Source organism: Priestia iocasae, assembly GCF_016909075.1.
Lineage (GTDB): Bacteria > Bacillota > Bacilli > Bacillales > Bacillaceae_H > Priestia > Priestia iocasae.
Map to the genome: position 1 here is coordinate 27,961 of NZ_JAFBFC010000003.1, position 15,031 is coordinate 42,991.

Annotated in this window: 16 protein-coding genes and 1 riboswitch; of the genes, 3 read left to right on the forward strand and 13 right to left on the reverse strand. The window is 39.4% G+C overall.

Translation table 11 applies throughout. The annotated features are described in order from the left end of the window. Positions 1-12: 12 nt before the first annotated feature. The 3 genes from JOC83_RS08280 to JOC83_RS08290 form a co-directional block, all read right to left on the reverse strand. Complete coding sequence (locus JOC83_RS08280) at positions 13-489, reverse strand: DsrE/DsrF/DrsH-like family protein (RefSeq protein ID WP_205186142.1); 477 nt, start codon at positions 487-489, stop codon at positions 13-15. Between the two features lie 61 nt (positions 490-550). Continuing rightward, positions 551-778 (reverse strand): sulfurtransferase TusA family protein, encoded by a 228-nt coding sequence (locus JOC83_RS08285; protein WP_205186144.1) that lies wholly within the window; start codon positions 776-778, stop codon positions 551-553. Between the two features lie 83 nt (positions 779-861). Then, positions 862-1,122, reverse strand: coding sequence for a metal-sensitive transcriptional regulator (locus JOC83_RS08290; RefSeq protein ID WP_205186146.1), 261 nt, complete (start codon positions 1,120-1,122; stop codon positions 862-864). 542 nt (positions 1,123-1,664) lie between these two features. Between JOC83_RS08290 and JOC83_RS08295 the strand changes: the two genes are divergently transcribed. Together JOC83_RS08295 and JOC83_RS08300 are read left to right on the forward strand one after the other, a co-directional pair. Then, positions 1,665-2,009: a MerR family DNA-binding transcriptional regulator gene (locus JOC83_RS08295; RefSeq protein ID WP_205186148.1), complete on the forward strand. Its 345-nt coding sequence runs from the start codon at positions 1,665-1,667 to the stop codon at positions 2,007-2,009. Beyond that, complete coding sequence (locus JOC83_RS08300) at positions 2,006-2,458, forward strand: SRPBCC family protein (RefSeq protein ID WP_205186150.1); 453 nt, start codon at positions 2,006-2,008, stop codon at positions 2,456-2,458. Before JOC83_RS08295 ends, JOC83_RS08300 begins: the two co-directional genes overlap by 4 nt. 47 nt (positions 2,459-2,505) lie before the next feature. Here JOC83_RS08300 and JOC83_RS08305 read toward each other — a convergent pair whose 3' ends face one another. The 7 genes from JOC83_RS08305 to JOC83_RS19975 form a co-directional block, all read right to left on the reverse strand. Next, complete coding sequence (locus JOC83_RS08305) at positions 2,506-3,222, reverse strand: cytochrome c biogenesis CcdA family protein (protein WP_205186152.1); 717 nt, start codon at positions 3,220-3,222, stop codon at positions 2,506-2,508. Between the two features lie 113 nt (positions 3,223-3,335). Further along, positions 3,336-4,985, reverse strand: coding sequence for a CoA-disulfide reductase (gene cdr / locus JOC83_RS08310; protein WP_205186155.1), 1,650 nt, complete (start codon positions 4,983-4,985; stop codon positions 3,336-3,338). Positions 4,986-5,090: 105 nt separating this feature from the next. Further along, positions 5,091-6,215 carry an MBL fold metallo-hydrolase gene (locus tag JOC83_RS08315; RefSeq protein ID WP_205186156.1) on the reverse strand — a complete coding sequence of 375 codons (1,125 nt, stop codon included), beginning with the start codon at positions 6,213-6,215 and terminating at the stop codon, positions 5,091-5,093. 133 nt (positions 6,216-6,348) lie between these two features. Next, positions 6,349-7,581 (reverse strand): MFS transporter, encoded by a 1,233-nt coding sequence (locus tag JOC83_RS08320; RefSeq protein WP_205186158.1) that lies wholly within the window; start codon positions 7,579-7,581, stop codon positions 6,349-6,351. Positions 7,582-7,770: 189 nt separating this feature from the next. After that, the gene (gene mprF, locus JOC83_RS08325; RefSeq protein WP_205186160.1) at positions 7,771-9,441 is read right to left on the reverse strand and encodes a bifunctional lysylphosphatidylglycerol flippase/synthetase MprF; all 1,671 of its coding nucleotides are present in this window, start codon (positions 9,439-9,441) and stop codon (positions 7,771-7,773) included. Between the two features lie 249 nt (positions 9,442-9,690). Further along, a complete protein-coding gene (locus JOC83_RS08330; RefSeq protein WP_205186162.1) occupies positions 9,691-11,160 on the reverse strand; it encodes an S-layer homology domain-containing protein in 1,470 nt (489 codons plus the stop codon). 83 nt (positions 11,161-11,243) lie between these two features. Further along, positions 11,244-11,900, reverse strand: coding sequence for a VanZ family protein (locus JOC83_RS19975; RefSeq protein WP_205186164.1), 657 nt, complete (start codon positions 11,898-11,900; stop codon positions 11,244-11,246). 83 nt (positions 11,901-11,983) lie between these two features. Then, a riboswitch (Fluoride riboswitch) is annotated at positions 11,984-12,044 on the forward strand. A gap of 65 nt (positions 12,045-12,109) precedes the next feature. Between JOC83_RS19975 and JOC83_RS08340 the strand changes: the two genes are divergently transcribed. Continuing rightward, a complete protein-coding gene (locus JOC83_RS08340; RefSeq protein WP_205187199.1) occupies positions 12,110-13,408 on the forward strand; it encodes a voltage-gated chloride channel family protein in 1,299 nt (432 codons plus the stop codon). Between the two features lie 29 nt (positions 13,409-13,437). Here JOC83_RS08340 and JOC83_RS08345 read toward each other — a convergent pair whose 3' ends face one another. The 3 genes from JOC83_RS08345 to nadD all read right to left on the reverse strand — a co-directional run bounded on the left by JOC83_RS08345 (position 13,438) and on the right by nadD (position 15,023). After that, entirely contained in the window at positions 13,438-13,983 is a 546-nt protein-coding gene (locus JOC83_RS08345; RefSeq protein WP_205186166.1) for a GNAT family N-acetyltransferase, read from the reverse strand. Positions 13,984-14,198: 215 nt separating this feature from the next. Beyond that, complete coding sequence (locus tag JOC83_RS08350) at positions 14,199-14,369, reverse strand: hypothetical protein (RefSeq protein ID WP_205186168.1); 171 nt, start codon at positions 14,367-14,369, stop codon at positions 14,199-14,201. Positions 14,370-14,405: 36 nt separating this feature from the next. Continuing rightward, positions 14,406-15,023 carry a nicotinate (nicotinamide) nucleotide adenylyltransferase gene (gene nadD / locus JOC83_RS08355; protein WP_205186170.1) on the reverse strand — a complete coding sequence of 206 codons (618 nt, stop codon included), beginning with the start codon at positions 15,021-15,023 and terminating at the stop codon, positions 14,406-14,408. Positions 15,024-15,031: the final 8 nt, after the last annotated feature.

Below are 15,031 nucleotides of genomic sequence, written 5' to 3' on the forward strand. Positions count from 1 at the left end.
CCTCTCTCCTTTTTAGATGAATAAGTTTACATTGCCTTCTTCAGCATCTGCTAAATAAGCGGCAACTCCTGCATAATCAATGTTGTCTAATAATTCTTTTTCTTGCAAACCGAGTAAATCCATCGTCATCGTACATGCAACAAGCTTTACGTCTTGCTCTTGTGCCATTTCAATTAATTGTGGTAATGGAACAGCATTATGCTTTTTAATGACTTCTTTAATCATTTTTTGTCCCATACCTGCAAAGTTCATTTTCGATAAGCCCATTTTATCTGCTCCACGCGGCATCATTTTGCCGAACATTTTCTCCATGAAACCTTTTTTAACAGGAACTAATTGTTCTTTACGTAATGTATTTAATCCCCAAAATGTGTGAAAGATGGTTACCTCATGATCATATGCTGCTGCACCATTTGCGATAATGTACGCTGCCATTGCTTTATCATAATCACCACTAAATAAGACGATTGTTGTTTTTTTCTTTTCCATTGTAAGTCCTCCTTGGTGTAATTACTAATACCTGTATAGGTATATGAGTGTGTAAAAAAATTTATCCTTTTTGAATCCAGAATTTAAATACGTTACCTTCTTCTTCATGCTGTAGCAATTCATGACCACCTGATTTTGCCCATGCTGTTAAATCACTTTTAGCACCTTTATCCGTTGTATGAATCTCTAACACTTGACCTGACTCTAATTCGTTCATTGCTTTCTTTGTTTTGACAATCGGCATTGGACAAGCTAATCCTTTTGCATCTAATACTTTATTTACGTTCATTTGTATTCCCTCCGTGTTCTTTATCATTTTTATACCTATAGGGGTATAGTAACAAGTAAAAAAATAATTGTCAACCGTTTATTTTAACGACTTTTTACAAGTAAGTTTACTGCCTCTTTAATCATATCATCCGCTGCTTCACCGTTTTTTTCTGCTTCTAGTGCACATTCAACTAGATTTGTACTTACGATGACACCGACTGTACGATCAACGGCTGTGCGAACGGCTGATAGCTGCGTAATAATTTCTTTGCAGTCTTTCTCTTCGTCCATCATTTTTAAAATACCGCGAAGCTGACCTTCCATACGCTTTAATCGGTTTTTCACTTGAGCGTTGTATTCCATGTAGAACGCCCCCTTTCTATTTAGTTGTTTTATGCTTCGTCTACTTCTTCGATTGTTGTTTAACGTGTAGTTAATGTCCACTTCAGGTTGATCGCTTTTCGCTCCAACCACTCTATAAACAACAACCTTTTTTTATAAAGCTCTATGTTTTTTTAAAATCATTTGTTTTTTAATTTTAAAGCGCTCCTTCTTAGTTGTTTTCAGAAGAAGTATCGCTGACAATGTTTATTGTATACCCCTATAGGTATAATGTCAACCGTTTATTTAAAATCTTTTTTAACATCTACTATTGAGCGGATTCTTTCATCGACTCTCTCCTATTAAAACAACTTCTTTATGATTCAAATGGAAGTTTCGATTACAATCAATATAAAAGCATAAGAACGAGAAGATTATTTCACTTGTCATAAGCCATTCATAATAGAAGAGAAGGTGTTATGCTAGAACGGTAACCATTCGTTCTTTTTCCACAGCAATGAAAGAAAATAACCATTGACTCTGTGGTGTACCCCACGGTTTATGATAATGATAGGAGGACGGACATGTATAAGATTAGCGAGTTTGCTGAAATGACTGGATTAAGCAAAGAAACATTACGATACTATGCAGAAGTGAAACTACTTGAGCCTGCCTTCATTGATCCAAATAACAATTACCGTTATTACGATGATGGAAGTTACTTTCTTGCTATCCTTTTAGGAAAACTGAGAAGGTTCGGATTTACGGTTCAAGAGATGACGTCTGTCATGGAGGACGAATCTTTTGCACATTTAGAAGATTTGTTAAAACAAAAAAAGAAAAAAATACACATTCAGATGGAGGATCTTCAACTTCAAGTTGAGGAAATTGATGAATTTCTCGCATCTGGAAAGGATGAAAGCTTGTGATTCAATGGAAAGAAGAAATCGTGATTGAAACAAATATTGAGAACGTTTGGGCGTTATTTTCTGATCAGCATATTAAACGAATTATGCCTAAAGTCGAGGAACATACCTTAATCGAAAAAAATGAACATCAAATAGGCGCCAAGCATCGTCAAACGTATCGTGAAGGCAAGCGCGTGGAAACATATATTGTTGAAACGCTAGATTATGAAGATGATCCAGAGAGAAAGTATAAGAAAATCACCTTTGTTCTTGGTAAAGCATTTGAGATTACCCTTTCGTTTTGCTTAGTTAAAATCAATGAAACGCACACAAAATTTATTTATGAAGGGCAAAACAAAGGCGTCAATTTTGTTGGTAGAGCGATGTTGAAACTTGGTAGTGAAAAAAGCAACCGTAGAGTGGTAGAGGAATTTATGCAGCGAGTGAGAGAAGAAGCGATTCACTCATGATGAAGGCAAACGGAGCATCCTTTGCTCCGTTTGTCCCCTTCCTCATTCTAAAACGTAAAGGGTGTAAATCGGGCAAAGTACGCGCTAATTTTAGTCATTTGACCGGTAAAGACGAGCACGCCAAGTAAGATCATAATCGAGCCATTTACAATCGCTAGCTTTCCTAAGTACCGATTAATTACCCGAATGATGCGCACTGATTTAGTCATAAGAAATGAAATCAATAAAAATGGAATCGCCATTCCTACTGAATACACGACTAATAGCATCATTCCCTCACTTAACGTCCCACTCGAACTAGCAAGAAGTAAAATGGATGACAGTGTGAACCCGACACACGGCGTCCACCCGCTTCCAAACGCAATGCCTAGCAATACGGATGAAAACCAATTTTTCGGCTTTTCAAGGCGATGATCCCACTTTTTTTCTTTCATTAAGAATGCAAATTGAAGCACCCCTAGCATCTGCAAGCCAAACATGACAATTAAAATTCCACTTATATGTTCAATCAACTGACGATTCATTTGAAAAAACTGCCCTAAAAAAGTAGCGGATGCTCCCATTAAAATAAACACAAAGCTAAAGCCAAGCACAAATGCAATGGAGCGTTGCAGAAGCACTCGTTGGTTCACTTGTAATTTTTGTTCTTGAATGCTTCCACCCGTTAAGTGCGATAAATAAGCCGGAAGAATCGGAAAAATACAAGGAGAAAAAAATGATAATACCCCTGCCCCTAATGCAATCCATAATGATACTTGTTCCATATCTTCACCTTCCTTACATAGTTATTTCTACTGATTGTAACGGGTATTTGTTAAATTTTGATGAAGAACATAAAAAAAAGCAGAAGAACATGTCCTCTGCTTTTTCGTAACGTTTACTTTTTCGGATACACGGATGCATACAATTTGTATCCACCGTCTAAGTTTTTCACCTTAAAACCATTTTCCATTAAAATGCGTGAAGCTAAATAACCTCGTAAGCCCACTTGACATGTGATATATAAATCTTTGTCAGTTGGAACTTCGTTTAGACGCTCACGCAGTTCATTAACGGGAATAGTAACAGAACCCTTAATGGCACCACGAGCAACCTCTCCTGGGTCGCGCACATCAATTAAATAACCGCCATTTGCGACAAGATCATCGATTTCATGCCATTGAACCGTTTCGACTGTACCTTCCATCATATTCGTTGCAACATATCCAGCCATGTTAACAGGATCTTTTGCGGAAGAGAACGGTGGTGCATAAGCTAATTCTAGATCAGGTAAGTCCTGAACCGTTAATCCACCCTTTATCGCGGTTGCAATGACATCGATTCGTTTGTCTACACCGTCTTTTCCAACGGCTTGCGCGCCAAAAATCTCACCTGTTTCTTTACTAAAAATAAGCTTTAACGTCATTTGAGACGCGCCTGGATAATACCCTGCATGGTTCATTGGATGAACGTGAACCACTTCATAAGGTATACCAATTCGTTTTAACGTTTTCTCGTTATTTCCTGTTGCTGCAACGGTTAAATCAAAGATTTTTGCAATGGATGTACCCATCGTCCCGTTATAGCGGACGTCTTTTCCATGAATATGATCGGCTACAAGTCGGCCTTGACGGTTTGCTGGCCATGCAAGCGGAACAAACGTTTCAAATCCATTAACAAAGTCTTTTACCTCAATCACATCTCCAACAGCATAAATGGATGAATCAGACGTTTGTAAATGCTCATTTACTTTGATTGTGTCACGTAAGCCCAGCTCTAATCCTGCCTCTTTCGCAAGCGTACTTTCAGGTTGAACACCAATCGCTAGAATAATCATATCTGTTTCAAGCTCTTTTCCGCTTGTTAAGCGAACCATGTTTCCTTGCTGTTCAAATGCTTGAACGCCGTCTTCTAGTATAAGATTAACTCCTTGCTCACGCATATGTGTATGAGCAAGCTGTGCCATTTCAACATCCATCGGCGCCATTACTTGATTAGCCATTTCAACAAGTGTAACATCCATCCCACGTTCTACTAGATTTTCAGCCATTTCCACTCCGATAAAGCCACCACCAATGACGACTGCTCGCTTTGGCTTTTCGTTATCAACGTACTGTTTGATGCGGTCTGTATCAGGTACGTTACGCAACGTAAACAGTGCATTTGCTTCATGAATGCCCGGAATCGGTGGAACAATGGGCTTTGATCCTGGTGATAAAATAAGCACATCATAGGATTCGTCGTACTCTTCCCCTGTTGTCACATTGCGTGCCGTTACGGTTTTTTCATCAGAGTTAATGCGCACAATTTCTGTTAAATTGCGAATGTCCAGATTAAATCGCTTTGACATACCTTCTACCGTTTGAACGAGTAATTTGCTTCGTTCTTCAATAACCTCACCGATGTAATAAGGCAACCCACAGTTTGCAAATGAAATATACTCTCCTCGCTCAAACATCACAATGTGATCTTTTTCACTTAAACGACGTAATCGAGCAGCTGCAGAAGCTCCACCTGCAACGCCACCAACAATTAATATTTTCTTCATTTATATCTCCCCCTACAAAAACACCTTTATACCTATAGGGGTATGATAACAAAAAAACAAAAAGTGCGAAAGGCTTTTTTAAGTACTTTCACACTTTTGACATACTTAACGCACAGCACAGCGATTTGGACCAATTTCCATTTCACGCTTTTCTTCGTTATCTGGACTAATCTTGCCCATATTCGTTTGACGAATGTCTTGATAAGCATTCGGCTGAGGGGGTAAATTCTCCGTTACAAGACTGCGGAATTCCCCTTCATCTGAAATGTTTAACCCGTGATTTTCATGATAAAGCATACCAAGCTTTTCACATACACTACCATCTTCATTCATTTCTTTACTCGTCATAAAATGCGCCGGTAATACGAGTAAATCATCTGTTAATTCTTTGTAGCGTTTATAGAGCGTTGTTCGTAAATCTCCTACCCAATCTTCTGCTTTACCTGCTAGATCTGGTCGGCCAATTGAGTCGATAAATAATATATCCCCCGTTAACAAGTATTGATGATCAATTACAAACGAGGTACTCCCCATTGTGTGTCCTGGAGAATACACCGATTTGATGTTCGTTTCTCCAACCTTAAACTCATCACCGTCACGTAAAGGTGTATAGTCAAACACAACTTCATCCGCATCTTTCGGTGGCAGATAGTACGTTGCCCCCATTTTCTCAGCAAGCTCTCTTCCTCCTGAAATATGATCGGCATGAAGGTGCGTATCGTATACGTGTGTAATCTTGATATTGTGCTCACTTATAAACGTTTCATATTGATCAAGCATTCTGTTCGTATCAATAATCGCACCTTCACCATTTGATTCAATGATGTAAGATAAACATCCTTTTCCAATACGTACAAATTGATAAATCGCTCCACCTTTTACATCACCAATTTTAATTGGCTCTAAATGCTCACTCCATGCTTTCATGCCACCTTCAACCGAATACACATTGTCATAACCTGCGTCAGCAATTTGTTCGGCTACCTTTTGTGATGAGCCACCTTTTGCACAAATCACGTAAACAGGTTCATCTTTGGGTAAATCGTTCACAACTGGATCAATGCCTTCCATTAACTCCCTGTAAGGCGTGTTGATAATATGTACATTTTTTCCTTCTACTTTCCAATCGTCAAATGCATCTTTGGGCCGCACATCTAATATGAACAGCTTTTCGTGATTTAGAATCTTTTTTGTAAGTTCCTTTACTGAAAGATGGTTGATTTTTTCCATCGCGATCACCTCTTTTGTCCGAATGTCATTCCTCGTTTAGTGTGTACCCTGTTGTTTAGATGTATACCTCTTTAGGTATACATCTAAACAAAAAAACATCATTCAACACGTTTGTATTGAATGATGCTTATCCTTACGTTTCCTTGCTTAAAGAAGGTAACGTTTCACTTAATCGAATGGCTGCTACAATTCCTGCACTTAATGGTAAAATCGCCACTAACCCGATTGCCCAATTGACATTTAATATATCCGTTAATAAGCCTGCCAATAACGCACCAAATGCATAGCCACTATCTCTCCAAAAGCGATAAACACCCATTGACGATGCCCGCCACCCTGGTTGAGCGACATCGCTAATGGCTGCTTGCAATGTCGGATAAACCATAGCCGTACCTAAGCCTAATAAGACAGCTCCTACTATCCACATACTATAGCTGCCTACCGCTAAAATGAGCCACAATGATAATGCTTGAAGCCACATCCCACCTACAATGAACCATTTTCTCCCGATTTTATCACTCAACGTTCCAGTAAACAGCTGAAAAAACCCCCACGCTGCTGGATAAAGAGCGACAACCACACCAATTTCTGATACAGTTAAGCCTGCATTTGTAAAAAACAACGGAAATAGCCCCCAAGCCATTCCATCTTTTAAATTGGTGCTAATCCCTGCAAATGTAATACTAGATAAGTTTTTATTTTGATACGTTGTCTTTTTAAATACCTCACCTGCTGATAACGTTGCGCTTTGGGAAGCACCCTGTGATTGTAAGGCAAGATGCTCCTTCGTATCTTTTACGAGCAACGACAGCAGAAACCCTACTACTACAAGAGCTATTCCTATATAGAACGGCTCTGGACGATTAGAGTAAGTAGACGCGATAAAGCCTGACACTGCAGCCATCACCGCTACCCCTGTGTAGCCTGCAAATTCATTTAATCCAACGGCAAATCCTCGTTGCGTTGGCTTGGCTATGTCAATTTTCATATTGACTGTCATTGACCAAGCTAATCCTTGATTAATTCCTAAAAAGATATTCGCTACAACAATCATCCACCAAGACGTTGCAAATATCACCATCAGCGGCACAAGTAATCCAAAGCTCCACCCAAAAAGAAGAACTTTCTTTCTTCCTAACCGATCTGCAATTCCACCTGCGATGTAATTAACAATCGCTTTTGAAAACCCAAAGCTTACAATGAATGATAATGCGGCACTCACGGATGCTAACCCAAATTCTTCTTCGCCAATAATAGGAAGGATTGTTCTCTCTAGCCCCACCATCGAGCCTACAAAGAAATTCGTTATCACTAATAAAATAAAGTTGATGATGTTCTCTTTAATACCTATCTGTACGTTCTTCAAGCTGTTTACCTCCAAGCCAATGAATAAAAAAGATCTCTTTCATGCAACATCCCTTGCCCATCGATCCATTTCTTTACTGGATTTTATGAGCAAGGGATGCAACATAGTCAGTCAACTTAGATTTCTTTGTCTATTTCACTGACCCTCTTTCTATGATTTCTCTTATCTACTTGTACGATTACTGCCATTTTACTTTCTTTTTCTCGCAATCAACAACGACAATTGAAAAACAATCATCGGCAGCGACTGTCTTCGTCGACATGCTAAATATTTCGGCTCCCATCTTGTAGCGAATTTTTCTTTAAAACGTCTAATGCCATCAAATTGATACAAATAATGGCCGTGACGATAAATATTCGCCGCTACCTTTTCATCTAAAAACGCATGTTTATTGCGCCCAACGTTCGATAATGGAGCCATCCCTAAGTTAAACGCACGATACCCTTTTTCTTTTGCATACTGAATTGCAGAAAGAAACATCATATCCATCGTCCCGTTTGGCGTTTCGTTTTTATGACGCATCAAATCAACCGATAACGTGTGTCCTTCATCATACATAGGTACAAGGTTCATAAAGGCGATAATATTCCCTTCCTCATTAGAAAGGGTGGCAATTTGTGATTTTTGTAAATAATCACGATCAAAAAAACCAAGTGAAAACCCTTTTTCTCGTCGATTTCCGAGCCATTCATTTGAAACATCGTTGAGTTGTTGAATAAATGCATCTGAAAACGGTGGTTCATGAACAGTAAATGCATGGCCGCTTTTGGCAAACTTATTTAAAACCGTTCGCAGATTCGTTTTCTTTTTCCCTACTAATGTGAATTCGTCAAGGTCCACATACGCTTCTTCACCAAGCTTAAAAAACTGACAGCCATTTTCATGATAAAGCGGAAGGTACTTCGATTCGACTTGATAAAATACAGGTGTTAATCCTCGTATATCTGCATATTCATGAAGTTCGCAAATCGCCTGTGGGAATGCCTTTTCGTTCCCAATTGGATCTCCTAATACGACTAATTTATTCGAAATGGTTGAAAACATAAAGAACACTTGTCGATCACTTGACCAGAAAAACTCCTTATCGCGTAAAAAGGCAAAGTGTGTTAACACATTTCCACGCTGTTCTTGTAAAAATGCTTGTAACTCGTCTTCATTGGCATTTGGCTTTTGTTTTTTATTTACTAAAAAGCGAAAGCCTGCCATGTTAAATAGTAACGCTAAAATAAAGCCAACCATACCTGTCACAATTAAATCGGCAGGCTGTTTAATTAAAATGCTTTGAACTTGCGGTGGCAATGATACTTTCGAGAGCGGCTGATTAATATAACCAATGGCAACATAAGAAACAATTGAAGCAATGGTTAAAGCACTCATCGTTAAAAAGCCGGTCCATGAGTACGGATAGCTTTTACGATAAAATCGCTTTTTCGAAAAGCGTAAAAGTGCCGCAATAACGAGTAAAAACAACGCTTCTTCAAAATCAAAGCCTTTTGAGAACGTAAAGAGTGCACCGCTTAATAAGACGATGTATGTTAATTTATACGCCGGTTTTACTTTTAAATAAATGCTTCTTGATAACAGTAAAAGCGAAATTCCCGCTGTCACAGACAATTGATTGGATACATTTAAAATCGTTTCCGACAATACTTTCTCTGCAATGGTAATTCGCTCAAGGACACCTGGCGTGGCAGCTGATCCTAATAAAATGAGTCCACTCACAAACACTAAAAACGAAAGCATCCAGTGGCTCACGTTTGGAATCACATGCTCAGGGATTAATCGGTACTTTTTTAACGATTGTCCAAGCTTTGACTGAATAACGACATCCTTCACTTCATTTATTCCTAGTAAATTCATGTTTGCTCCTTTGATTGTAGCGATGAAAATAGTCTTATTCTCATTTTATACAAATCTATGAATCCGTCAAATCTTCATCGTCTTGAAATAAATGATGAAGCATACGTTCTCTGTTTTCAAGAAAATATTTTGTGATTTGATATTCCTTTTAATAACGTGGATTTCCTAGACCCGTTTCTCCGACAAAGAACGTCACGTTTTGATTAAAAAAAGCACATGAATGAGTGAGAATCATCCATGTGCTTTGCATTACTTCAGGTAAGACGACGCCATATAGCCAACGACACGATTGTCTACTGTACGTACAGGATACCATACAAATTTATTATCACGTTGCGTACTTGTTTCATAGACAAAGCGGCCATCAATGACTAATTTCGTGCCTTTTGCAAGTTTTCCTACACTTTGAGAATCCGTTGTTGCATTTTTTCTTACATTCACATTTGAATCGGTTACCGTCACTTGATCACCTTTTTTAAACTTGTAACTCGTTTTGTTCATCGACTCAGCTAATGTGTAGGTCATTTTTGTAAACTTGATATTGTCAGAGCTGTTACGATCATAATCAAAGTCTGCAGGTGTGAATGTAAAATCCGCAAACTGACGATCTCCCCATAAGCTATCACTTAAAATACGCGCGAACACTTCTTCTTGGTACGCATTTGCATTTCGATTTCCAGTCAACTGTTCAATTGGACTATTGACCGGTTTGATTCCATTGTACGCCATCACCGCAAAGTACCAGCTTTCAATATCATCACGACTTGCTCCCGTTACTTTCGGTAAGGCTGAGGAGTTGTATTTTTCATTTAAAATTGCAACCCCTGAGTCAATGTTATACTGAATATCTGTTTTTAATTTTTCCTGATTATATCCTGGGTGATTTGTAATTTGCATCATACCAATTCCACCATCATTCGATAAAACAGGCGTGCCATCTGCATTAAATTGAGTCCAATTTCCACTTTCTTGTGTCGCGACTGCTTTCACTACTTCAGGTGGAATGTTTGCTTTTAACGCTGCTTCTGTTAGTAAACAATTTGTATGCTGTATGGTTGGGTTTGTGTTTGGCTTTAGCTCGCCATGCTCGCTACATGATGACGCTTTATCCAAAGCACGATAGACAAACGTTGCAAATTGACCACGAGACACATTAGCGGTTGGATTAAACGTTTCTACAGCCGTTACACCATTCTTTGATAGAATCGTAATGTACGTGCGATATTGATCATCAAAGGCTTCGTTTAAATCCGTTACTTTGCTTTGTGCACTAGGATCGTCCTCTAATTTAAACGTCTCGACTAACACTTTTGCCATTTGTTGACGCGTGATGTTGTTTTTCCAGTTTAACTTTCCATTTGCTCCAGAAAAAATCCCTTTTTCCTTCATTTCATATGCTGCTGTTACTAATTCTTGATCTTTACTATTGGCTGGAACATCTGTGAAGACTTGCTCAACCTTTCCGTCGCCTGGCAAGTAACGTGCAAAAATCTTTGACACTTGTCCACGTGTAATTTCGTTTTCTGGACCGAACTCTCCGTTGCCATATCCGTTGATCATTTCACGCTCCGTTAACCGATCAATCGCTTCCTTATGCGTGTGATTATCTGGCACATCGGTAAAATTTGCAGCCTGTGCATGAAGTGGCAGCGCCGATCCTGCCAACCAAACCGCTGCAACAGCCGAAACAGCGACAGATTTAACTATGCTTTTTTTCAACTTATTTCCCCTCCAAAAATACCGTTCTTCATCATTTTAACTCTACTAACTAAATCTACCATAAGATAGAAGGAGATGAAAGGTTAATAGATTGAGTGGTCTTTTTGATTAGATAAAAAGATTTGTTGATAAATCAAGTAACACCCAATGCCAATGCCACCACTTAGTGTATTTAATAGTACATCATCTACATCAATTGCACGCGCGCCTTCTTGTCCAAATTCATAGCCTGATCCTATGTAATTCATTACTAGCTGAGTCAACTCAATTCCAAGCGTTGTGAAAAAGATGATTAGAAGAACGCTAAACAGACGGTTCATCATTTTAAGGTGTAATAACGAAAAAGCAAGTGGTGTTAGTAATAGAAGATTTCCTATTGTTTGAACGACTGTCACAAGTGATACATTGCTTCCCATGACATTTTGGTAAATGGTCTGAAATGGAACGATATTTATCTGTTCATAGTCAATTGTGTGATACCCCACATATGGTTGATTCATATAATAATACGCATCGATATAGGTCACATAGGAATGCAAGATGCATAAGTACAACAGAAATGCCGCCAATACTCCCCATTGAACACCTGTTTTTACGTTAGCTCGATGAATGATCCAACTTGATAGTAACAGTAAAAGCAGCATATTTACTGTCGTATTTAGTAAACTTGTTTGTTGACCATTATAGAGAAAATAAAGACATACGCTGCCTAATGCAAATCTTTTATATACTGACTTCACCATTCTCCCTCCTTTTCTATTTATAAGACGGTTGAGGAAGGAAAAAGGTTTGCAAGATATACATTCTTTGGTAAAATAAAGCTATTCAAATAGGCGATGGAGTTCGCCATAAACCGCCAACGAGCTAATGACTCCTTCCAGTATCGATCTGAAGTGATCAATTACTGGGAGGAGTTTCTTTGTTTTATAAACAGAAGAAGGAGTTTGTGATGAAATCATTTATTCAAAATCAACGACAAATGAATCTAGTGTTCTATCTCGTAAAGTGGACACTATTAAGCGGCATTGTAGGGGTTCTTGCAGGGTCTGCCTCTGCGTTTTTTTTAGTAAGCCTGGACTGGGCAACCTCAGCGCGTGAAGCGAATGCGTGGCTATTGTTTTTATTACCAGTTGGAGGGGTGTTCGTTAGCTTTCTTTACTGGAAATATGGCTTAAATGCAGCAAAAGGAAACAACCTCCTTATTGAACAAGCGTATGGAGCAAGTGAAAGCGTGCCGTTTCGAATGGCGCCACTTGTATTAGTTGGCACCATTGTGACGCACGTATTTGGAGGTTCAGCAGGACGAGAAGGAACGGCGGTACAAATGGGAGGTGCGTTTTCCGAGGCCGTTGGAAAGCTGTTCAAGTTAGACGCCATTGATCGTAAAATCATCATCATTTGTGGCATTAGCAGCGGATTCGCTTCGGTCTTTGGCACACCGCTTGCCGGTACGGTCTTTGGCTTAGAAGTGTTAGCACTCGGGCTCATTCGTCATGAAGCGCTCTTCCCTGCTTTTATGGCTGCATTTATTGGTGACTTCGTCACAACCGCTTGGGGAGTGCATCATCATTCTTATGAAATTGGAGCGATTCCAAGTGTATCTGCTTTCCTTTTCTTAAAGATTGGATTCGCGGCTATTTTGTTTGGCTTAACCGCTACACTTTTTTCTAAGCTTACACATCAACTTAAAAATCACCTCACGAGGCTAATGCCAAACCCAATGATTAAAAGTTTCATAGGGGGATTACTTATTATTGCGCTTGTGTACATCGTTGGCACACGTGACTATATCGGATTAGGGATACCGCTTATTGACGACGCCTTCGCTGGTGACGTCTCTCCTTTTGCGTTTATCACTAAGCTACTTTTCACGTCTATTACACTAGGTGCTGGCTATCAAGGCGGAGAAGTTACACCATTGTTTGTTATTGGCTCAACACTTGGAAGCTCACTCGGTGATGTCTTAAACGTCTCGGTTCCATTTTTAGCTGCGCTTGGATTTATTGGTGTATTTTGCGGTGCAACCAATACGCCGATTGCCTGCTTTATTATGGGAATTGAATTATTCGGTGCAGAAGCAAGTTTTTATTTGTTTTTCGTTTGTATCGTCAGCTATCTTTTTTCAAGTCATACAGGTATTTATACCTCTCAAAAAGTGGCCATTAGGAAAGGTCGCTTTGCCATAAAGAGTGAACAAGATACGTTAACTAGTGAAAGAGAAACAGACAACAAACAGCTAAACATCTAAAACTAAGCCGTTCTTAATTCAAGAACGGCTTAGTTTTGTTCCCACTCTTTTTTTAAGAGGGAGTAGCTGACAGCATCATGAGTGATGTCGTCTTGCACCATGTATTCGCGCAAAATCCCTTCTCTTTGAAAGCCTTTCTTTTGAAGAAGTCGGTGCGAAGCTTCATTTTCAACAAACACAACCGCACCAATTCGGTTAAGCTGCCAATGGGCAAAGCCGTATATCATAACAGCATCTAACGCTTCAGACGCATAACCTTGTTCCCAATGAGCTGGGTGTAGCTCATAGCCCACTTCCGCTCGTTTATGTAGCGAGCTTTTTGAATGAAAGCCAATGGTTCCGATTAACTCGTTTTCTTCTTTCAGCATGATTCCCCATCGAATTCCCTTTTGGTCCCGAGCCATTTGCTCAAAGTGAGTAATGAGATTTTCAGCTTGATAAATACCCGTGAATGCACTCATTCCATAGTAGCGTGTGACGTCATGGTTTGAGAAGTAGTCATACAGCGTATCTACATCGTCAAGCGTAAGTTCACGTAATTGTAGTCGTTTTGTTTCTAAAATAGGGAAGGTCATGACCCTCTCACCTTTCTATTTGGAGGGATACGAGCACTCCTTTTAATTTGAGCTGACTTATTTCTATTCGATAAGTACGTTTCAACTCCTCCTTCTACTAATTAGTACGAGTTGGCAGAAAAAGAAGTTTCATCGTATGTACAAAAAACACACCTCTTCTTCACTTATCCATAGATGATGACGGATAATAGAAGCAAGAGATGTGCCTCGTTTTGTTAAATACCTGGTCCGTTTGACGAATGGTTTGACGGAGAGCTCGATTCATCTGTCGAGTTCTTTTCATCATGCTCATCACGTGCTTTCAAGCGTGGTGAACGTTGAAACGCTTTTACTAAACACCATCCACCTATCGCTAAAAGAACAAGGCCAATGACTAAATCAAGCATCGGATTCTCCCCTCTCTTTTGATTGGGTGAAGTACATTAGCTTGTATATAGTCTATGCTCCTTCACATACTCATAGCACACCTCTGGCAGCAAATAGCGCGGTTCTCCTCCAAGTGCAAGCTCATCACGAATATACGTTGAGCTAATTTCCATCGCAAGTCCTTTATCAATGAGTTGGAACGTACCACCATCATCGTTATTACGAAGAATGGGTGACTTGCTAATGGCTTTTAACATATCAATGCCATTTCGCGCCATGACGATGAACTTGTTTTCTTTCACTAATTCTTCTGCATACGCCCACTTGCGATTACCAATGTCGATAAGTAAATCCGCCCCCATAATAAAATAAATATCGTCATTTGGGTACTTTTCTTTAAAGTGCTTTAGCGTTTCGTACGTTGAAAGCTTCCACGCTTCTTGCTTCATTTCATAATCATCGGCTACAAACGTATCATTTCCTTCAATCGCAAGCGTCATCATGTTCCAGCGGTGCTCATCAGTTGTATGCAGGCGCTTATCTTTTCGCTTGCTTGAACATGGGAGAAAAATCACCTGATCTAGTCGACAGCGGTGCGCAACAGTGCTTGCCGTCCAAAGGTGTACATTTGTAATTGGATCAAATGAGGATCCGTAAATTCCGATTTTCGCCATCGTCATCC

Excerpts from the sequence above, each read along its gene's own strand:
- JOC83_RS08280 (WP_205186142.1), bottom strand. The coding sequence starts at position 489 with ATGGAAAAGAAAAAAACAACAATCGTCTTATTTAGTGGTGATTATGAT.
- JOC83_RS08285 (WP_205186144.1), bottom strand. The coding sequence starts at position 778 with ATGAACGTAAATAAAGTATTAGATGCAAAAGGATTAGCTTGTCCAATG.
- JOC83_RS08290 (WP_205186146.1), bottom strand. The coding sequence starts at position 1,122 with ATGGAATACAACGCTCAAGTGAAAAACCGATTAAAGCGTATGGAAGGT.
- JOC83_RS08295 (WP_205186148.1), top strand. The coding sequence starts at position 1,665 with ATGTATAAGATTAGCGAGTTTGCTGAAATGACTGGATTAAGCAAAGAA.
- JOC83_RS08305 (WP_205186152.1), bottom strand. The coding sequence starts at position 3,222 with ATGGAACAAGTATCATTATGGATTGCATTAGGGGCAGGGGTATTATCA.
- cdr (WP_205186155.1), bottom strand. The coding sequence starts at position 4,985 with ATGAAGAAAATATTAATTGTTGGTGGCGTTGCAGGTGGAGCTTCTGCA.
- JOC83_RS08315 (WP_205186156.1), bottom strand. The coding sequence starts at position 6,215 with ATGGAAAAAATCAACCATCTTTCAGTAAAGGAACTTACAAAAAAGATT.
- mprF (WP_205186160.1), bottom strand. The coding sequence starts at position 9,441 with ATGAATTTACTAGGAATAAATGAAGTGAAGGATGTCGTTATTCAGTCA.
- JOC83_RS08340 (WP_205187199.1), top strand. The coding sequence starts at position 12,110 with ATGAAATCATTTATTCAAAATCAACGACAAATGAATCTAGTGTTCTAT.
- JOC83_RS08345 (WP_205186166.1), bottom strand. The coding sequence starts at position 13,983 with ATGACCTTCCCTATTTTAGAAACAAAACGACTACAATTACGTGAACTT.
- JOC83_RS08350 (WP_205186168.1), bottom strand. The coding sequence starts at position 14,369 with ATGCTTGATTTAGTCATTGGCCTTGTTCTTTTAGCGATAGGTGGATGG.
- nadD (WP_205186170.1), bottom strand. The coding sequence starts at position 15,023 with ATGGCGAAAATCGGAATTTACGGATCCTCATTTGATCCAATTACAAAT.